Here is an 18,117-nt window from a genome sequence, read left to right as displayed (position 1 = left end):
ACTCAGCCGCAGTCGGGGCGGAGCTCCGGACGCCTTCGTTCGAGGAGCCGGTCCACGTGGCTGATGGCCTCGCGCTGCGTGTCCTGGACGACGTGTGTGTAGACGTCCATGGTCAGGCTGATCTGGCTGTGCCCGAGGATCTCCATGACGACGCGCGGCGCGACGCCGGCGGCGGTGAGGAGCGTCGCGCAGCCGTGGCGGGCGTCGTGGAGGCGGATGAGCCGGAGGCCGACGGTCTCGCCCCCAAGGCGGCGCCGGAGCAAGGCCAACGCCTCATCCTGGTACTGCCGAGCTTTGATCGTCACGGTCTTCCTCGCTCGATCCCCCCAGGCGACGGATGTTCCGTCCGGGACGTTCACGTAGAGCCGATCCTTGCCGTGCCTCTTCCACGGATTCACCGTGAGATCGCTCATCAGCCGGCCTCAGCTGTGCCGTCCCCACACCCGTGCCAGCAGCTGTTGGCCGTAGCGACAAGACCGCCTGGGGCAGAGCGAGTTGTTACAGGTTTCTCTACCTCATCAAGGCACCCGCCGCGCACGGCGCGGCGCGCGCGGCCCGGCGTCCGGGCCTGCGCTCCTGTCTACGCCCCTCCAGCCCGGCCGCCGTCCGCCCGCCTGACAGCTCGGGTTGATGGGTGACGAACCACGAAGCGGCCGAGGCGAACCGGGGATCAGAACGATGCCTCCGGCGGGGCGCTCAGGCTTCGGGATGGCGGGGTTTCCGTACGCGGGTGCCGGCCGTGAAGGGGCTGAGGCGGGGAACTCCCGTCCCGTCTGCCATCGACCCAGGCAAGCCGAGCAGACACGGCGCCGGGCGTCACCGCGCCCGCTCCACATACGTGTGGATCGGCGGCAGACGGGATGGGGCCTGGGGGCGACTGTGGCCGAGGCGGTCGGTAGCCAGCAGCGGGCGGGAACGCCTACATGCCGATGACGCAGCCCAGGGCGATAGAGAGTGACGCGCTGGTCAAGAATCGCCACGTTCCGGCGACGGGCCGGCGGCAACTGGGACTTCGTCCTCGGGGGGAAGGGGTACCAGGGCGGTCTCGAGGAGTTGGTGGGGGACTTCGGGATTCAGGTGGAGTGAGCGACGACGCGGCCGTCGGCGGGGCGTAGAGGAAAGGGGCAGGGCGCTTGCGGCCTGCCCCCTTCCCTCTCTTCCTTCGGTGGCTGCCCGCTGCCCGCTGCCAGCGCAGCGCTTCCGGTTCCCGCTTGCGGACCTTGTGGTTCACCCAGGGCAGTGCCGTGAGGTCCGTGGGGCCGGACTGGCCCGAGTCCTGCTGGATCAGGTCGCGGAGGGCGCGGGCCGCCAGGTTGGGCGTGGTGAAGCCCGAGCCGACGTAGCCGTCGAGCTGGAGACCTGGACGGTCTCCTCCGTCATGCCGGATGGGGGAGGCTTGGTTCGCCAACTCAGGTGTCGGCATCATCAGTCCCCCATGCAACTGCCCGAGTTGCACGAATCCAACAGGGATGGGCCTGGGTCGCCCGTGTCACAACCGTGCCAGATGGAGCGGGGACCCACGGGGAACCCCGGTGCCAGCAGGGCCTGCCGGCCTGAGCTTGCTTGCAGTGCGCGGGTCGTCGGTTCGAACCCGACAGGGGGCTCCAGGTAGGAAACGGCGAAGACCCCCGACCGATCTTGGTTGGGGGTCTTCGCCGTCCACGGCCCCGTCGTCCTCCGGTCAGGAAGGGACGGAGGCGACCCGCCATGCCACCATGCCGGTCGCTCCTGATGTGGCGGTGATGTCGATCGGGAGGTGTGCCGGGGCGTTCTCGATGTGGTGGGTCGCGGGGACTCCGTTGCACGCCACGGGCTGTCGGGGTTTGTCGGCGAGGGTGACCTTCACTGTTCCTGTGCCTACGCAGGCCATGGAGATCCTGTAGGTCTTGCCCTTTTTCACGGGGGAGAGGCTGTGTACGCCGTCCTGGGCCCGCTCCAGGCCGGACTCCACGAAGTCGGGGTCCTCGTCGGTCCGCGAGGGTGGTTCCAGTGCGGCCTTGGCGCGGTTGCCCTGGGCTTCCTCGGATTCGGCCCGGGGTGACTGTGTTGTCGGCTGCGGGGTGTTCGACGGCTTCGGGTCGGCGGTGGTGGTGGTGCTGGTGGTGCAGCCGGTTGCCGCTAGGCATACGAGGGTCAGGGCCGCGGTCAGTGGCCTCTGGTGCTTCGTCACGTGCTTGTCTCCCCCGGTGGTGAGTGGGCGGTTCGCCCGGAGGAACGTAACCGGGTGCGTGGGGCCGACGGTGGTCATATGAGCAGGAATTGAGGAAGCGGCACGTGCGGTCGTGGGCCTGGGAGGGGACGTTGGACGAGTCGGAGTTCTGGGAGATCGTCGAGGCGTCGGCACGTGGCGGTGCCGGTGCCGGTGGTGATGTCTCGAACCGTTGCGGGATGATTGCGGCACAGCTGGCCGAACGCACCCCGGACCAGGTCACCGGATTCGCCGACGTGCTGGCCGAATCGCTTTTCCGGCTCGATCTCAGGGTCCTCGCCGACACCCCGGTCAAGGGGGCCGTTTCCCGGTCGGGACGTCCTGTGCCGCTGTCCGAGGACGGGTTCCTCTACGCGCGTTGCGCCGTGATTCTGGCGGGCAGACGAGCGTACGGGGAGGTGCTCGCGAATCCTTCGGGCGCCGATTTCTCTCCGTACACGAGTGACGAGGCGGCTGTGGCGGAAGAGCTGCTCGAAGCCGCCCCGACCGCCTTCAGGCGGGTCACCGGGGCGGAGTGGGAGCATGTCGAACCGTTCGATTGCGAGACCGGTAGCAATGAGGATGGCTGGTCGTAGGCGTCGGTCGTAGGCCTCAGTGGCGGCCCGTCACCTTGTCCGCCAAAGTCGCCACGCGGTCCGTCTCCGCGCTGTGGCCCGTGAGTTCGCGGCGGTCCGCGCCGCGGAAGGCCGCGTACATCGTCTGGACCGCGAGCCAGCGCAGCGGTTCCGGTTCCCACTTGCGGACCTTGTGGTTCACCCAGGGCAGTGCCGTGAGGTCCGTGGGGCCGGACTGGCCCGAGTCCTGCTGGATCAGGTCGCGGAGGGTGCGGGCCGCCAGGTTGGCCGTGGCGACGCCCGAGCCGACGTAGCCGCCCGCCCAGCCGAGGCCGGTGGAGCGGTCGAGAGTCACCGTGGCGCACCAGTCGCGGGGGACGCCCAGGACGCCGGACCAGGCGTGGTCCACCCGTACGCCCGCAAGCTGGGGGAAGAAGCGGACCAGGATGTCGCGGAGCGCCTCGATGGTCTGTGGCTGGGTGCGGCCGTCGTTGTCCGTCTTCGAGCCGTAGCGGTACGGGACTCCCCGGCCGCCCAGCGCGATCCGGCCGTCCGCCGTGCGCTGCGCGTACATGTAGGCGTGCGCCATGTCGCCGAGCGTCTCGCGGCCCTCCCAGCCGATGGACTCCCACTGGGCGTCGGTGAGCGGTTCGGTGGCGATCATCGAGGAGTTCATCGGCAGCCAGGTGCGGCGCTGGCCGGCGAGGGAGGCCGTGAAGCCCTCGGTGCAGCGCAGGACGTACGGGGCGCGGACCGTGCCGTACGGGGTGATCGCGTGCTTCGGCTTGATCTCCGTGACCGGGGTCGACTCGTGGATCCTGACGCCGAGCGCCTCGACGGCCGCCGCGAGGCCCTTGACCAGCTTCACCGGGTGCAGGCGCGCGCCGTGCGGCGTCCAGGACGAGCCGACGGCGCCGGTGACGCGGATGCGGGCCGCCGTCTCGCGGGCGCCGTACAGCTCGCGGTCGGTCTCGCCGAAGGCCGCCTCGGTCGCGTGGAAGTCCTTCAGACGGGACAGCTGCGCGGGGGAGAGGGCCACTTCGAGGACGCCTCCGCGGTGCTGGTCCGCCTCGATCTTCTCCGTCTCGCAGACGTCGAGGACCTCCTCGACGGTCGCGTTCATCGCCTGCTGGAGGCGGACGGCGGCCTCGTGGCCGTGGAGCTTGGCGTAGCGGGCGCGCCCCGCGATGCCGTTGTAGAGCCAGCCGCCGTTGCGCCCGGAGGCGCCGTAGCCGCAGAACTTCGCTTCGAGGACCGTGATGTTGAGGAAGGGGACGGCCTTCTTGAGGTAGTAGGCGGTCCACAGGCCGGTGTAGCCGCCGCCGACGATGCAGACGTCGGCGGTCGTGTCGCCGGGGAGCGGTTCGCGGGGCGCGGGGGCGCCCTCCTGCCCGTACCAGAACGAGATGCCGCCGTTGACCGTGCTCATGTGTATCCCTCTTCCGCGTGCGTGGGCGGGACGTTACAGGGGCCTTGGGCCTGTGGATACGGGTCTTTCGGCGAGGGTTTCCGGGCGGGGAGCGGTCTACGTTCGAGGAGGTGGATCCGACGCGGACTTCGTGCGGATTTCGTTGTTCCGGAAGGGCTCTCCCATGGTCGTACGCAGGACCCGGCGCGAGGGCCTGCGGGGCGACGCCTTCGACCGGGCGTCCGGGAGGACGCGTACCAGCAGTGGGTCGCGGACGCGGAGAAGGCCTTCGAGGACGCGGGCGTCGGCGGCACACCCACCGTGCTGGTCGACGGGGCCGCGCTCCCGGGCGGGAACGCGCTCTACGGCGCGGCCGCATTCTCGAAGGCGCTGCGCGACGCCGGTGTCTAGGCTCGGTACGTGATTCACGTACCCGAGGAACTCGCGCTGTCCCAGGCCAAGTACAACGGTGAGGCGGGACGGGCGTTCGTCGCCGGGCTGCCCGCGCGGGCCGAGGAGTTCCTCGGCAGATGGGGGCTGGAGGTCACCGGGCCCTCGATGTACGGCGTGGCCTCGCTCGTGCTGCCCGTCGAGCGGATCGCCGACGGCACCCGCGCCGCGCTGAAGATGCAGATCCTCGACGACGAGACCGAGGGCGAGCCCGTCGGTCTGCGGGTGTGGGACGGGGCGGGCTCCGTGCGCCTGCTCGACCATGACGCCGGGACGGGGACGATGCTCTTGGAGTGGCTCGACGCCGCCCGGCCGCTCTCCACGGTCGAGGACACCCGCGAGGCGCTGCGGATCGTGGCGGAGCTCCTCGGCCGGCTCGTGGCGCTCCCGGCGCCCGCCGGGCTGCGGACCCTCGGCGACATCGCCGCCGGGATGCTCGCGGACGTACCCGGTGCGGCCGCACAGCTCGGCGCGGCGGACGCGGCGGTCCTGCGGGACTGCGCGGCGGCCGTACGGGACGTGGCGGGCGAGCCGGGGGACCGCCTCCTCCACTGGGACCTCCACCTGGACAACGTCCTCGCGGCCGAGCGCGAGCCCTGGCTCGCCATCGACCCGAAGCCTCTCGCCGGAGACCCCGGCTTCGACCTCCTGCCCGCCCTGACGGACCGCTTCGATCCCCACCCGGACGAACTGCTGTGGCGCTTCGACCTGCTCGCCGAGGTCGTCGGCGACCGGCGTCGGGCCGCGGCCTGGACCCTCGGCCGCGTCCTGCAGAACGGTCTCTGGGACGTCGAGGACGGCGCGACCGAGCTGGACGAGGAGCAGGTGGCGCTCGCGCGGATCCTGCTGGCCAGGAGGGCCTGACGCGAGGCAGGCTGGGGGCATGATCCGTACCGCCACGCCCGCAGACGTCCCCGTCGTCTTCGCCATGATCCGCGACCTCGCGGAGTACGAGAAGGCCCTCCACGAGGTCCGCACGACCCCGGACCAGCTCCACGAGGCCCTCTTCGGCGACCGCCCCGCCGCCTTCGCCCACATCGCCGAGACGGAGTCCGGGGAGATCGCCGGCTTCGCGCTCTGGTTCCTCAACTTCTCGACGTGGCGCGGTGTCCACGGCATCTACCTGGAGGACCTGTACGTCCGCCCGGAGGTCCGCGGCGGCGGCCACGGCAAGGCCCTGCTGACCGAGCTGGCCCGCATCTGCGTGGACCGCGGCTACGAGCGCCTGGAGTGGTCCGTCCTGAACTGGAACAAGCCGTCGATCGACTTCTACGAGTCCCTGGGCGCCCGCCCGCAGGACGAGTGGACGGTCTACCGCCTCACGGACAAGGCGCTGGCCGAGCTCGGCGGTGGTGGGGCGGGAGCGCTGTAGGACGTGATGTAGGAAAGGGGCATGGATATCGAGCAGCGGTTTCAGCGGATCACCGACTTCATCGAGGCGCGCCTGACGCCCCTCTTCGACCCCGCCAACGGCAAGGACCACGGCTTCGGGATGGACGACACGTCCCGCGCGCTGCGCGCCCTGCGCTACACCGTGCAGGCCGCCTCGGCCGTCAAGGGCCTCGTGGAGAAGCGGGAGTCGGCGCCTGAGCTGCGGCCCGTGGTCGACCAGGCCCTTGAGCACAACTGGGACGTGCTGCGCTCCGCCGCCCGGATGTGGGAGGACCACGCCGACTTCCAGAAGGAGTTCAAGGCGCACTCCTGGGACGTCATCGGGGTCTGAATCGGGGTCCGAGACCTCTGTCGGCCGGGGCGTCCTCTAAGGGATCAGGACCACCTTGCCCGTCGTGCCCCGGGTCTCCAGGGCGCGGTGGGCCTCCGCCGCCTTCTCCAGCGGGAAGCGGTGGACCGCCGGGCGGAGCGAGCCGTCGGCCGCGGCGGCGAGGGCGGCGAGTTCGAGGTTGCGGACATCGCCGCCCGCCTTCTGGATCATGACGGGGCCGAGGACGGACTCCGAGGTGATCCCGCGCTCCGCCAGCTCCTCCGGCGTGAACGTCAGCGGCTCGCCGTCGTGCAGGCCCGCGCCCGACCAGCCGAACACGACGTGCTGCCCGCCCTCGCCGAGGAGGTCGACGGCGGCGCGGCCGGTGTCGCCGCCGACCGAGTCGAAGACGACGGTCGCGGAGAGCCCGAGCTCCTCGAGGTACGCGCGGACCTTCTCCTGCCAGTCCGGCTCCTTGTAGTCGACGGCGAGGTCGGCGCCGTTCGCCTCGACGAGCGTGACCTTCGCGGGGCCGCCGGCGAGGCCGACGACGGTGGCGCCGGCGTTCTTCGCGTACTGGACGAGCAGGGTGCCGATGCCGCCCGCGGCGGCCGGGACGATCGCGACCGAGTCGGGGCCGAGCTCGGTGAACTGGAGGATGCCCAGGGTCGTGCGGCCGGTGCCGATCATGGCGACGGCCTCCGCCTCGCCGAGGTGGTCGGGGAGGGCGTGCAGGCGGGCCGCGTCGGTGACGGCGAGCTCCGCGTATCCGCCCGGGGCCATGCCGAGGTGGGCGACGACCCGCTTGCCGAGCCAGGACGGGTCGGTGCCCTCGCCGAGCGCGTCGACGGTGCCGGCGACCTCGCGGCCGGGGATCGTGGGGAGCTCGGCGGGGGCGGGGAAGGGGCCCGTCTGGCCGAGCCGCAGCGCCGTGTCGAGGAGGTGCACGCCGGCGGCCGCTACACGGATGCGGACCTGGCCGGGGGCCGGCACGGGGTCGGCCGTCTCCTCGTGGGTGAGGTTCTCGGCGGGGCCGAAGGCGTGGAGGCGGATGGCGTGCATGACGTTCCCCTGTCGTCGTCGCTGACACTGCAGCGGGATCTCTCGGTGACAGGTCCCGAGCCTCCGCCCTCAAGTGCGCTTGAGGTCAAGCAGTTCCGTGCGGACGGCCAGCGACACCGCCTCGATCGCGCTCGTGAACGACACCTCCGACAGCACCCCGGGCGCGGCCACCTGGTCGCCCACCAGGTAGACGCCGTCGCCCCGGTCGACCGCGGGACGGTCGCGCCAGGTGGTGCCCGGCCGGTCCACCGCTCCCGTACGGCCCTGGGAAACGGCCTCCCGGCGCCACACCGTCCGCTCGCGCCAGCCGGGGAAGGCGCGGTCGAGGAGGCGCTCGCCGTGGGCGATGCCGTCCGCCTTGGACTCCTCGGGGCCGATGGGCAGCTGGGCCTGGACGAGTTGCTGCCCGGCGGGGGCGAGCGAGCGGTCCTGCGCGGTGAACCGCTCGACCCAGCCGGGCGCGTCCAGGTCCGAGACGGCGAACGGGTCCCCCTTCCGGGTCCGCAGCGCCAGGTCGAGCAGGACCGTGCGACCGCTGTCCCAGGTCAGCGACGGGTCGCCGAGGAGCCGGGCGGCGGCGGGCAGAGCGGTGGCGACGACCACGGGTCCCTCGCCGAGCGGCAGGCTGTCGACGCGGGACGAGGTCTCGATCCGTACGCCCATCTCCCAGGCGCGCGCGACCATCCGCTCGATCAACTGGCCCCAGCCGCCCCGGATGTAGTGGGCCTCGGGCGGCAGGGAGCCGGCCCGGTGCAGGCGCTCCTGGACGAAGCGGGCGGAGAGCGAGCCCGGGTCGTGGTGGAAGAGGGCGACCGCGCTGTAGGCGGCGGCGTCGTGGGCGGTCCGCTCGCCCGCGAGGCCGGTGACCCAGGTGCGGAAGTCCAGGTCGACGGGGGCCTGGGCGGCGCCGCGGAGGGTCTGGCGCAGCAGGCCGAGCGGCGGGGTGCGGCGCAGGGCGCCGTCGCGGTGGAAGCGGAGCCGGAGGGCTTCGGCGGGCGGGAGCGGGGCGAGCGGGCCGAGGAGGCCGCGCTGCTTCAGCCAGGTCCAGTGGGGGCCGCCGGAGTAGAGGGCGTGCGGGCCTTCGTTGGTGCGGTACGGGCCTTCGGCGGTGCGGGCCCGGCCGCCGGGCGTGCGGTGGGCCTCGTGCAGGGTCACCTTGGCGCCGGCCTCGGCCGCGGTGATCGCCGCGGTGAGCCCGGCGAAGCCGCCGCCGATGACGGTGAGCTTGCGCATGTCCTTCTCCCTCGTGTCCGGGTGCCGTGGCCGGGTGCGGTGGCCGGGCGCCGTGTCCGGGTCCCGTTTCCGGTCTCGTGTGGGGGACGGGTGGAGGGCGTTCGTTCGTGACATCCGGGGCGTTGTCAGTGGCGTACATCACCATGGGGTCATGGCGACGGCACGGAAGAAGAAGGTGGCGGGGGCGCGGCGGCCGGAGGTGCGGCTGCCTCCCCTGGTGGCTTACGAGGGCGGGATCGAGGCGGACGGGGACTACGACGGGCTCGAACTGGCCGGGCTCGACCTGACCGGCCAGTCGGGGGCGGGGGCCCGGTTCCTGGACTGCGCGCTGCGCGACTGCGGGCTCGACGAGGCGCGGCTCACGGGCGCGCGGTTCCTCGACTCGGTGCTGACGGGGGTACGGGGAGTGGGCACGGACCTCTCGGGGGCGCAGCTGCGGGACGTGGAGGTCGTGGAGGCGCGGCTCGGCGGGGCGCAGCTGCACGGGGCGGTGCTGGAGAGAGTCGTGGTGCGGGGCGGGAAGAGCGACTACCTGAACCTGCGGGCGGCGAAGCTGAAGGACGTCGTCTTCGAGGGGTGCGTCCTGAGCGAGCCGGACTTCGGGGGCGCGGTCCTCGAGCGGGTCGAGTTCGTGGACTGTGTGCTGACCGGGGTGGACTTCTCCGGGGCGCGGCTGAAGGACGTGGACCTGCGCGGGGTGCAGCGGCTGGAGATCGCGCGCGGGGTGGAGTCGCTGGCCGGGGCCGTCATCTCGACGGTCCAGCTCTTCGACCTGGCGCCGGTGCTCGCGGCGCGGCTGGGGGTGCGGGTGGAGGGGTGATCCGTCGGGGCGTCGTCAGGCCACGCGGGGGAAGCGGGCCTGGAGGGACCAGACGGCCGGGTTGTCGGCGAGGCCCTCGTGCATGTCGGTGAGGTCGGCGATCAGGTCGTGCAGGAAGTCGCGGGCCTCGCGGCGCAGTTCGGCGTGGTTGAAGGTGACCGGCGGCTCGTCGCCCGGCATCCAGTCGGCCTCGACGTCGACCCAGCCGAAGCGGCGCTCGAAGAGCATCCGGTCCGAGGACTCGGTGAAATCGAGCTCCGCGTACTGCGGCTGCGCGGCGCGGCTGCCGCGCGGGTCCTGGTCGAGCTGCTCGACGATGTCGCACAGCGCCCAGGCGAAGTCGAGGACCGGCACCCATCCCCAGGCTGTGGACACTTCGCGGTCCGCCTCGGTGTCGGCGAGGTAGACGTCCCCGCAGAAGAGGTCGTGGCGCAGGGAGTGGACGTCCGCGTGGCGGTAGTCGGTCTGCGGCGGGTCGGGGAAGCGACGCGAGAGGGAGTAGCCGATGTCGAGCACGGACCGATGGTGTCACGGCGCGGGGCCCGCCTCGTACGCGAGGACGGGGTGGCCGCCCCTCCCCGGGTCGGCCACCGGCTTCCGTGGCTCAGCGCCGGCCGTGGACCGCCCGGGCCACGCGCGGGCCCAGCCAGCGCTTGAGGCGGCGCAGGGGCTCCAGCTGCCCGGCGGCCCGGTCGATCCGGTAGTACAGCTGCGGCGGGACGTGCGGGAGCAGCGGCGAGTGGCGCTGGCCGAGGAGGGCGAACATGTGGGCCGGCTCCAGGCGCATGTAGCGGGGGAGGTTCTCGTACCACTGGGCGCTGTAGCGGGCCGCGCTCTGGGCCGAGACGAGCTCGGCGCGCCGGCGCTTCCCGTACGTGGTGAGGGCCGCGTCGAGGCCGGCGGGGGTGCGCGTCGCCTCGGGGGCGCGCAGGGCGTCCGCGAGGGCGAGCGCGTCCTCCAGGGCCAGGGTGGTGCCCGCGCCGATCGAGTAGTGCGTGGTGTGGGCGGCGTCGCCCAGGAGGACCACGTTGCCCCTGTGCCAGACGCGGTTGGTGAGCGTGCGGAAGGTGAGCCACTGGGCCGCGTCGTCGGACCGCTCCCGCCCGATCAGCTCGTGGCCGTCGAGGAGGTCGTGGAAGAGCTTCTCCAGGAGGCGCAGGCTGTCGGTCTCACCGCTCGTGTCGAGGCCGAGGCCGGTCCAGGTCTCGCGGGAGCACTCGACGACGCAGGTGGAGCGCTCGCCGCTGAAGCCGTAGGCGTAGCACCAGATCCAGCCGTGCTCGGTCTCCTTGAAGGCGAAGCTGAAGGAGTCGAAGACCTTGGTGGTGCCGAGCCAGATGTACTGGTTGCGGCCGGCGGTGACCTCGCTGCCGAAGTGGCCCGGGTGCGCCTCGCGCAGCACGCTGTTGACGCCGTCGGCGGCGACGACCAGGTCCGCGCCGGCGAGTTCGGGCGCGTCCGGGCCGGTCACGTCGTGCTCGAAGTCGACCCGTACGCCGAGCTCCTCGGCCCGGTCGGCGAGGAGCGCGAGCATCCGCCGCCGCCCGATGCCGAAGCCGGCGTCGCCGCGGTGGACGGTCCGCTCGTCGCGGACGATCGCCACGCCGTCGTTCCAGGTGACGGAGGCCTCGGCGACGGCCGCGGCGGACTCGGGGTCGCCCGCGCGCAGCTTGTCGAGGAGCCCGGCCCAGTAGGTGACGCCCCAGCCGTACGTGGAGCCCTCGGGGTTCCGTTCGTACACGGTGATGTCGTGGGACGGGTCCTGCCGCTTCAGCAGGATCGAGAGGTAGAGGCCGGCGGGGCCGCCGCCGACGATGGCGAGCTTCACGTGCGCTCCCACGGAGACTGAGACCGCGACATGACGGCGTGCGGTCGGACAGCCACGCACGGTAGCAGCCGTGGGGGCTCTACGGCAGCAGGCGGCGTTCCTTCGCGACGGCCACGGCGCCCGCGCGCGTGTCGACGCCGAGCTTGGCGTAGATCCGGCCCAGGTGGGTCTTCACCGTCGCCTCGCTGATGAACAGCGCCCGCGCGATCTCGCGGTTGCCGAGGCCGCGTCCGAGCTGGCCGAGGATGTCCCGCTCCCGGTCGGTGAGGCTCGGGCCCGCCGCGCCCCGCATCCGGTCCATGACCCGGCTCGCGACCGGCGGCGAGAGGGCGGTGCGGCCTTGTGCCGCGGAGTGGATGGCGGCGAAGAGCTCCTCGGGCCGTTCGGCCTTGAGGAGATAGCCGGTGGCGCCGGCCTCGATGGCCCGGGTGATGTCGGCGTCGGTGTCGTACGTGGTGAGGACGAGGACGTGGACGCCGGTGGGCGCGATCTGCCGGGTCGCCTCGACGCCGTCGATGCCCGGGCCGAGCTGGAGGTCCATCAGGACGACGTCGGGCTTCAGCTTGGCCGCCATGGCGACGGCCTCCTCGCCGCTGCCGGCCTCGCCGACGACCTCGATGTCGGGAGTGCTGCCGAGCAGGGCGAGCAGCCCGGCGCGGACGACGACGTGGTCGTCGCAGAGGAGGATCCGTACGGACATCACGACTCCAGGGACGGGGGAGGGGACGAGGGGGGGCAAGGGGTCACGGGGCAGGCGGGGGGCAGAGGGGCACGGGGGTCACGGGGGCCGGCGGGGCAGGCGTGGCACGGGGTTCAGGGGGCAGGCGGCGGGGGCAGAGGGCACGGGGGTCACGGGGCCAGAGGGGTCAAGGGGATCGCGGCCGAGAGCACCGTGCCCTCGCCGGGGGCGGACTCGACCGTCAGGGTGCCGCCGAGCTGCTGGGCCCGCACCCGCATCGCGGGCAGCCCGTGGCCCCGGTCGCCGCGCTCGCCCGGGTCGCGCGCGAGTACCGGGTCAAAGCCGTGGCCGTCGTCGGCGATGTCCAGGACCACCTGGTCGTCGAGGTAGGTGAGGGTCAGGGCGGCGGAGTCGGCGCCCGCGTGCTCGCGGATGTTCGCGAGGGCGCCCTGCGCGATCCGCAGCAGCGCCGACTGCGTCCGGTCGGGCAGCGGCACCGCCGTCCCGTCCACGTGGAACTCCGCCGACTCGCGGGCGGCCAGTCCGCGCAGGGCCTCTTCGAGCCCGCCGCCCTCGGCGAGGTCGGCGGGCGCGAGGTCGTGGACGAAGCGGCGGGCCTCGGCGAGGTTGCGCTCGGCGATGGACTCGGCGGTACGGACGTGGCGCCGGGCGGTCCCGGGGTCGCTGTCCCAGGTGCGGTCCGCGGCCTGGAGCAGCATCTGCTGGCTGGACAGGCCCTGCGCGAGGGTGTCGTGGATCTCCATGGAGAGCCGCTGGCGCTCGGCGAGGGTGCCCTCGCGGCGCTCGATGGCGGCCAGTTCGCGCCGGGTGCGGATGAGGTCGTGGATGAGCGCCCGCTGCCGTGCGGCCTGCCGGTCGGAGTACACGAACACCCCGGTGGCGATGGCGGCGACGGCCGGCGGCGCGACGATCAGGTTCGGGTCCCAGCCGCCGTGCGCGAGCTGCACCTGCGCGAAGACGACGAAGGCGGTGAGCAGGACGACGAGGCCGAGCGCGGCGCGCGGAGGGAGGGTGCGCAGGCCCGTGTAGAAGAGCGGGACCGCGCACCAGGCGAAGCTCGGCGCGAGGACGACGAGGACGATCCAGACGGCGACGACCGTGCTCAGCCAGGCGATCCGGCGCGGGGCCACGCGGGTGCCGACGACGGGGCCGAGGAGGTAGAGGGAGGCGAGGGCGCCGGACAGGGCGACGATCCAGGGGCTGCGGTCCTCCCAGGGGTGGCGCAGCAGGAAGCGGGCGAGGGAGGCGCCGAGGAGGAGGAAGAACGCGATGTGCATGACGCGCGCGAGCCAGGGGGCGTCCGGATCCTGCTCGGTGGGCGGCGGCTGTGTCACCTGCCTGCCTCCCTTCTCGATTCCGTTCTGACCTGGGGATATCTGTCCATCCTGACCCGGAGGGACCAGACCGGCATCAGCCGATCGGCTGACCCGGGTGTCCACCAGTGTGCGCGAGGAGGACAGCCGGACCGTGGACCGAAAGGCCCCGGCTCCGGCCACAGGATGGATTGCAGAGCGAACGGACGAACGAACGAAACGCCCTCTTCCGCTTCCCCTCCTCCTCACCTCGCACCTCACACCTCACGGAGTTCCTCATGAAGAAGATCCTCTTCGGTGCCACTGCCGCCGCTGTCGTCGCCGCCGGCACCTTCGGCGCGGTCTCCGCGAACGCCTCCGCCCCGGCCGCCGCCCCCGCCGCCGTCGTCCGGGCCGACGTCGGCAACGACAACCTCCAGCAGTCGACGCACCTGACGATCGAGGCCGCCACCAAGGCCGCGCAGGCGACGCTGGACGCCGCCGAGAGCGAGAACCAGCGCGTCTCCGTCGCCGTCGTCGACCGCAACGGCAACACCATCGTCACCCTGCGCGGCGACGGTGCCGGCCCGCAGTCCTACGAGTCCGCCGAGCGCAAGGCCTTCACCGCCGTCTCGTGGAACGCCCCGACCTCCGTCCTCGCCGGCCGCCTCGCCCAGGCGCCGAACCTGAAGGACATCCCCGGCACCCTCTTCCTCGCGGGCGGCGCGCCGGTCACCGCCAAGGGCGCGCCCATCGCGGGCATCGGCGTCGCGGGCGCCCCGTCCGGCGACCTGGACGAGAAGTTCGCCCAGGCGGGCGTGGCCGCGCTCGCCAACTGAGCTCGCGCTCAGCGGCAGTAGCCCCCCCAGCTGGTGGTGGCGCCCGGATCCCCCGCCGGGCGCCACCACCGTTTCTGTACCTGGCCGTCCGTACCCGGTCGTCCGTACCCGGTCCTTCGTATCCGGTCCTTCGCATCCGTCCTGCTTAGGATCGATACGTGTATGTGTACGAGGACGAGTACGTGACCCGGCGACGCACCCCGCGACCCACCCGGGCCGGAGCCGCAGCGGCGCTCCTCGCCCTCGCGCTCCTCGCGGGCGGCTGTACGGAGGCCGGCGGCGGGGTCCGGGGCACCCCCGGGGCCGCCGGGCTGCGCGACCCGTACTTCCCGAAGCTCGGCAACGGCGGCTACGACGTGCGGCACTACGCCCTGTCCCTCGCCTACGACCCCGGCACAGGACGCCTCGACGGCACCGCCGAGATCACCGCCCGCGCGACCCAGGACCTCAGCGCCTTCAACCTCGACCTGGCCGGCCTCACGGTGTCGGGAGCGACCGTCGACGGCGACCCCGCCGCGCACAACAGGGCGGGGGACGAGCTGACGCTCCGCCCGCGCGAGGACATCCGCGACGGGGCGGAGTTCAAGGCCACCGTCACCTATACGGGGGTGCCGGAGCCGATCACGGACGCGGACGGCTCCGAGGAGGGCTGGCTGCGCACCGACGGCGGGGCGGTCGCGGTCGGCGAACCGGAGGGCTCCATGACCTGGTTCCCCGGCAACCACCACCCCGCCGACAAGGCCTCGTACGACATCACGCTGACCGTCCCGGCCGGGCTCGAAGCGCTCTCCAACGGCGTCAGGACCGAGCGGCGGACGGAGGGGGACGGCCGCGTCACGACCGTGTGGCGCTCGGCGGAGCCGATGGCGAGCTATCTGGCGACGGTCGCGATCGGCCGATACGAGGCGGCGACGGCGACGGCGACCGAACCGGCGACAGGGAAGGCGACGAGCAAGGCGCCGGCGTCCGGGTCGGCGACCGCCCCCCGCTCCCTCCCCGTCCTCACCGCCGCCGAGCCCTCCGTCGCGGCGGGCAGCGCGGCGCTGCGTGCCGAGATCCCCGGGATCCTCGCCCGCCAGGCCGAGCGCTTCGGCCCGTACCCCTTCTCGGCCGCCGGCGCGATCGTCACCGAGGACGGGACCCTCGGCTACGCCCTGGAGACCCAGACCCGGCCCGTCTTCCCGGCCGCCGCCTTCGACCGGACGACCCTCGTCCACGAACTGGCCCACCAGTGGTTCGGGAACTCGGTCACCCCCGCCACCTGGCGCGACCTGTGGCTGAACGAGGGCTTCGCCACGTACGCCGAGTGGCTGTACACGGAGGAGTACGAGAACGTCCCCGCGCGGACGCATTTCGAGCGGGCCTTCGCCCAGGACACCAACTGGGCCTTCCCGCCGGCCGCCCCGCCCGCCGCCGAGAACCTCTTCGACCCGCCGGTCTACCAGCGCGGAGCGATGGTCCTCCACAAACTGCGCGAGACGGTCGGGGACGCCACGTTCGACGAGATCCTGCGCGGCTGGCCCGCGAAGTACCGCCACGCCAACGCCTCCACGGACGACTTCACCGCCTACGCGGAGAGCGTGGCCGGGAAGGAGCTCGACGGGCTGTGGAACGTCTGGCTCTACGGCGACGGGAAGCCGGACAAGCCCTAGGGACGGCGCGACCCCCGACCTGACGGAGTCGAGGATCGTCGAAGATCCCGTACAACCAGGCGGTCGGATCACGAGTCTGATCGTGCACGGCACTTCCGTGCCCGATCTTCTCGTGGGGGTTCACCTTGCAGCTCCGCTCCACCGGCACCCGCCTCGCGACGGCCGTCGCGATCACCTTCGCGGTGACCGCCCCCGCGATCGCTGTCACCCCGGCCGTCGCTTCCGCCCCGGCCGTCGCCTCGGCAGCCGTGGCGGAGGAGGCGACCGGTCCCGCTGTCGTCAGCCGTGACTCCGTGCTGCTGGGCGGGGGGCCGACCGGCTTCCTGAGCCGTGTCGCCGAGGGCGAGCGGCGGACCTACTCCTGGACCCGGTACGACGGCGGGGCCACGACGGTGCTGCCCGCGGCCCCGTACTACCGGGGCAACGCCGACAGCGACGTGGTCGTCGCCGTGGACGGCGGCACCTACCGGGTGTACGACATGGCGGCGGGCGGCGGACCCGTCGTCATCGACACCGCCTTCCTGGGGCCGACGGCCACCCTCCTCCATCCCGTGGGCGACGCCCTCCTCCTGCAGACCGCCGAGGGCACGGCCGAGGCCCTGCACCTGGTGTCCCGGCCGCAGGGCGAGGTGGTGCACCGGAAGATCACCGGTCTCCCCGCCGACGCGAGGATCGCGGCCTCGAGGATCACCGCTCCCGGCCTCTGCGCCGTCAGCTACACCGGGACGGTCGGGGGAAGGGTCGGGGAGCGGCTCGCCGTCGTGGACCTCGCTGCGGCGAAGGTCGTGGACGACCGGGCCGTGCCCGTCGCCATCGACCCCATGTCCGGCGTCGCCGCCACCGCCACGCACCTGGCCTGGGTGGAGCGGCTCGCCGACAACCGGGCGGTCGTGGTGACCGCGCGCCGGGGCTCGGCCATCATGAGCCGGTATGTGCTGCCGGCGCACGACGGCAGGGTCGTGATCGGTCTGATGGACGGCTGGGTCACGTACACCGTGCCCGGCGGCGCCGCGGCCGGCGTGCCGAACCCGCTCCACCCGCTGACCGCCCTCTCCCTCCAGGACAACAGGACCACCGTCAAACTGCTCGACAGCGTCGTGAGGGTCGACGGGCGCGCGAAGGGCGCTCTCGCGCAGGGCGGGACGCTCGCGAAGGGGGAGGGGTTCTACCGGATCGCCCTCGGGGCGGACGGGTGGCCGGCCGCGACCATGGTGGCCACGAGCAAGGTCTCCACGGCGCTCACCGAGCTGAGCCGGAAGGTCCCCGCGTCGATGGACTTCCGCGTGGGCGGCAGCCGGGCCGACGTCGACTGGGGGCTCAGCCGGCCCGGTGCCCGGGCGGACGTCGAGCTCGTGCACAAGCGGACCGGGAAGCGCTGGAGCGGTTCCATGGGTCCGTACGACGGGACAGGGGGCTTCACCGCCGAGTGGAACGGGGAGTTCCGAAACTACTCCGCTGCGCTGAACGGCGAGTACACCTGGACCCTCACGGCCCGTCCGGACAACGGCATCGGTCCCGTCCTGAAGCGGACCGGGACCCTGCGCGTCGACAGCGGGACGGCCCCGCACGACTACTCGGACAAGGGCTCCCCCGACCTCCTCGCCCGGACCGGCGACGGACGGCTGATCTCCTACGACGTGCGCCAGCTCCGCACCCCGTGGATCACCGACTGGGAGCTGACGGACCGGGGCGGCGGCTGGAACGCGTACGACCGGCTCGTCGCCACCGGCGACCTGGCCGGTTCGAAGTACGCCGACCTGGTCGCACGCGACCGCTCCGGCGTCCTCTGGCTCTACCAGGGCACGGGCCCCTCCCTCGCCAAGCGCATCGGCGTGGGCGGCGGCTGGAACGCGTACGACCAGCTCACCGCCGGTTCCGACCTCACGGGCGACGGCCGGCCCGACCTCGTCGCGACCGACAGGTCTGGCGTCCTGTGGCTCTACAAGGCGACCGGCGACACCGCCGAGCCCTTCGCCCCGCGCAAGCGGATCGGCGGCGGCTGGGGCGGCTACGACAAGCTCGTCGCCACCGGGAACATCGGCGGCGGCCCCGCGGGTGACCTGCTCGCCCGGGATCGCGCCGGGGTGCCCTGGCTCCACCTCGGCAAGGGCGACGGCACCTTCGCGCCCCGGACGAGGATCGGCGGTGGCTGGCAGCGGTACTCCGACATCGTGGCCGTCGGCGACGGGAACAAGGACGGACGCCCCGACCTCCTGGTCGACGACGCCCTGAGCGTGGGGCCGGACTCCCTCGGCTTCTACCGGGGCACGGGCGACTGGAAGGCCCCGCTGACCTCACGCACCCAGCTGTACACCCAGGGCCCCTTCGGCGAGCTGAAGCCGACGCTCTTCTGAGCCCGCGCGGACAG

The 18,117-nt window shown here is 72.8% G+C and carries 17 protein-coding genes and 1 pseudogene; 8 read left to right on the top strand and 10 right to left on the bottom strand.

What is annotated here, in order from left to right; translation table 11 throughout:
- Positions 1 to 2: 2 nt before the first annotated feature.
- From DEJ46_RS40515 to DEJ46_RS17945, 3 genes and pseudogenes are all read right to left on the bottom strand, one after another.
- Positions 3 to 413 (bottom strand): tyrosine-type recombinase/integrase, encoded by a 411-nt coding sequence (locus DEJ46_RS40515; RefSeq protein ID WP_263411753.1) that lies wholly within the window; start codon positions 411 to 413, stop codon positions 3 to 5.
- 773 nt (positions 414 to 1,186) lie between these two features.
- Positions 1,187 to 1,345, bottom strand: a pseudogene (locus DEJ46_RS17950) (FAD-dependent oxidoreductase); the annotation flags it as partial.
- 336 nt (positions 1,346 to 1,681) lie between these two features.
- Positions 1,682 to 2,170 carry a hypothetical protein gene (locus DEJ46_RS17945; RefSeq protein WP_150267709.1) on the bottom strand — a complete coding sequence of 163 codons (489 nt, stop codon included), beginning with the start codon at positions 2,168 to 2,170 and terminating at the stop codon, positions 1,682 to 1,684.
- Positions 2,171 to 2,301: 131 nt separating this feature from the next.
- On the opposite strand from DEJ46_RS17945, the gene DEJ46_RS17940 reads away from it, so the two are divergent.
- Positions 2,302 to 2,784, top strand: a complete 483-nt coding sequence (locus tag DEJ46_RS17940; RefSeq protein WP_190622728.1) for a DUF4240 domain-containing protein — start codon at positions 2,302 to 2,304, stop codon at positions 2,782 to 2,784.
- Between the two features lie 16 nt (positions 2,785 to 2,800).
- On the opposite strand, the gene DEJ46_RS17935 is transcribed toward DEJ46_RS17940, so the two are convergent.
- A complete protein-coding gene (locus DEJ46_RS17935) occupies positions 2,801 to 4,192 on the bottom strand; it encodes an NAD(P)/FAD-dependent oxidoreductase (protein WP_150267706.1) in 1,392 nt (463 codons plus the stop codon).
- 399 nt (positions 4,193 to 4,591) lie between these two features.
- Between DEJ46_RS17935 and DEJ46_RS17930 the strand changes: the two genes are divergently transcribed.
- The 3 genes from DEJ46_RS17930 to DEJ46_RS17920 are packed head-to-tail and all read left to right on the top strand — an operon-like array spanning position 4,592 to position 6,344.
- The gene (locus DEJ46_RS17930; protein WP_150267704.1) at positions 4,592 to 5,485 is read left to right on the top strand and encodes an aminoglycoside phosphotransferase family protein; all 894 of its coding nucleotides are present in this window, start codon (positions 4,592 to 4,594) and stop codon (positions 5,483 to 5,485) included.
- Between the two features lie 19 nt (positions 5,486 to 5,504).
- Positions 5,505 to 5,993 (top strand): GNAT family N-acetyltransferase, encoded by a 489-nt coding sequence (locus DEJ46_RS17925; RefSeq protein WP_150267702.1) that lies wholly within the window; start codon positions 5,505 to 5,507, stop codon positions 5,991 to 5,993.
- A gap of 21 nt (positions 5,994 to 6,014) precedes the next feature.
- Positions 6,015 to 6,344: a hypothetical protein gene (locus tag DEJ46_RS17920; RefSeq protein WP_056652160.1), complete on the top strand. Its 330-nt coding sequence runs from the start codon at positions 6,015 to 6,017 to the stop codon at positions 6,342 to 6,344.
- Positions 6,345 to 6,380: 36 nt separating this feature from the next.
- Here the strand turns inward: DEJ46_RS17920 and DEJ46_RS17915 are convergent, their stop codons facing one another.
- Positions 6,381 to 7,385: a zinc-binding dehydrogenase gene (locus DEJ46_RS17915; RefSeq protein ID WP_150267700.1), complete on the bottom strand. Its 1,005-nt coding sequence runs from the start codon at positions 7,383 to 7,385 to the stop codon at positions 6,381 to 6,383.
- A 69-nt stretch (positions 7,386 to 7,454) separates the two neighbouring features.
- Positions 7,455 to 8,618 carry an NAD(P)-binding protein gene (locus DEJ46_RS17910; RefSeq protein WP_150267698.1) on the bottom strand — a complete coding sequence of 388 codons (1,164 nt, stop codon included), beginning with the start codon at positions 8,616 to 8,618 and terminating at the stop codon, positions 7,455 to 7,457.
- Positions 8,619 to 8,769: 151 nt separating this feature from the next.
- Here DEJ46_RS17910 and DEJ46_RS17905 point away from each other — a divergent pair, with 151 nt between their 5' ends.
- The gene (locus DEJ46_RS17905) at positions 8,770 to 9,438 is read left to right on the top strand and encodes a pentapeptide repeat-containing protein (protein WP_150267696.1); all 669 of its coding nucleotides are present in this window, start codon (positions 8,770 to 8,772) and stop codon (positions 9,436 to 9,438) included.
- A 15-nt stretch (positions 9,439 to 9,453) separates the two neighbouring features.
- Here DEJ46_RS17905 and DEJ46_RS17900 read toward each other — a convergent pair whose 3' ends face one another.
- The 4 genes from DEJ46_RS17900 to DEJ46_RS17885 form a co-directional block, all read right to left on the bottom strand.
- Positions 9,454 to 9,954 carry a hypothetical protein gene (locus DEJ46_RS17900; protein WP_055642162.1) on the bottom strand — a complete coding sequence of 167 codons (501 nt, stop codon included), beginning with the start codon at positions 9,952 to 9,954 and terminating at the stop codon, positions 9,454 to 9,456.
- Positions 9,955 to 10,042: 88 nt separating this feature from the next.
- A complete protein-coding gene (locus tag DEJ46_RS17895; protein WP_150267695.1) occupies positions 10,043 to 11,266 on the bottom strand; it encodes an FAD-dependent monooxygenase in 1,224 nt (407 codons plus the stop codon).
- A 79-nt stretch (positions 11,267 to 11,345) separates the two neighbouring features.
- Entirely contained in the window at positions 11,346 to 11,966 is a 621-nt protein-coding gene (locus tag DEJ46_RS17890) for a response regulator (RefSeq protein ID WP_024760510.1), read from the bottom strand.
- 149 nt (positions 11,967 to 12,115) lie between these two features.
- Positions 12,116 to 13,243, bottom strand: coding sequence for a sensor histidine kinase (locus DEJ46_RS17885; protein WP_223835474.1), 1,128 nt, complete (start codon positions 13,241 to 13,243; stop codon positions 12,116 to 12,118).
- Between the two features lie 314 nt (positions 13,244 to 13,557).
- On the opposite strand from DEJ46_RS17885, the gene DEJ46_RS17880 reads away from it, so the two are divergent.
- The 3 genes from DEJ46_RS17880 (at position 13,558) to DEJ46_RS17870 (ending at position 18,103) form a co-directional block, all read left to right on the top strand.
- Entirely contained in the window at positions 13,558 to 14,097 is a 540-nt protein-coding gene (locus DEJ46_RS17880) for a GlcG/HbpS family heme-binding protein (protein WP_150267691.1), read from the top strand.
- Between the two features lie 158 nt (positions 14,098 to 14,255).
- Positions 14,256 to 15,749: a M1 family metallopeptidase gene (locus tag DEJ46_RS17875; protein ID WP_411757759.1), complete on the top strand. Its 1,494-nt coding sequence runs from the start codon at positions 14,256 to 14,258 to the stop codon at positions 15,747 to 15,749.
- A gap of 125 nt (positions 15,750 to 15,874) precedes the next feature.
- Entirely contained in the window at positions 15,875 to 18,103 is a 2,229-nt protein-coding gene (locus DEJ46_RS17870) for an FG-GAP repeat domain-containing protein (protein ID WP_150267690.1), read from the top strand.
- Positions 18,104 to 18,117 lie beyond the last annotated feature (14 nt).

Source organism: Streptomyces venezuelae (assembly GCF_008642375.1).
Classification (GTDB): Bacteria; Actinomycetota; Actinomycetes; order Streptomycetales; family Streptomycetaceae; genus Streptomyces; species Streptomyces venezuelae_G.
The sequence above is the reverse complement of the archived record's forward strand: the minus strand, read 5'-3'. Positions and strand labels throughout refer to the sequence as shown.

Coding starts and splice junctions, on each gene's coding strand:
- DEJ46_RS17920 (WP_056652160.1), top strand. CDS start 6,015: ATGGATATCGAGCAGCGGTTTCAGCGGATCACCGACTTCATCGAGGCG.
- DEJ46_RS17890 (WP_024760510.1), bottom strand. CDS start 11,966: ATGTCCGTACGGATCCTCCTCTGCGACGACCACGTCGTCGTCCGCGCC.
- DEJ46_RS17925 (WP_150267702.1), top strand. CDS start 5,505: ATGATCCGTACCGCCACGCCCGCAGACGTCCCCGTCGTCTTCGCCATG.
- DEJ46_RS17905 (WP_150267696.1), top strand. CDS start 8,770: ATGGCGACGGCACGGAAGAAGAAGGTGGCGGGGGCGCGGCGGCCGGAG.
- DEJ46_RS17915 (WP_150267700.1), bottom strand. CDS start 7,385: ATGCACGCCATCCGCCTCCACGCCTTCGGCCCCGCCGAGAACCTCACC.
- DEJ46_RS17935 (WP_150267706.1), bottom strand. CDS start 4,192: ATGAGCACGGTCAACGGCGGCATCTCGTTCTGGTACGGGCAGGAGGGC.
- DEJ46_RS40515 (WP_263411753.1), bottom strand. CDS start 413: ATGAGCGATCTCACGGTGAATCCGTGGAAGAGGCACGGCAAGGATCGG.
- DEJ46_RS17910 (WP_150267698.1), bottom strand. CDS start 8,618: ATGCGCAAGCTCACCGTCATCGGCGGCGGCTTCGCCGGGCTCACCGCG.
- DEJ46_RS17885 (WP_223835474.1), bottom strand. CDS start 13,243: ATGCACATCGCGTTCTTCCTCCTCCTCGGCGCCTCCCTCGCCCGCTTC.
- DEJ46_RS17880 (WP_150267691.1), top strand. CDS start 13,558: ATGAAGAAGATCCTCTTCGGTGCCACTGCCGCCGCTGTCGTCGCCGCC.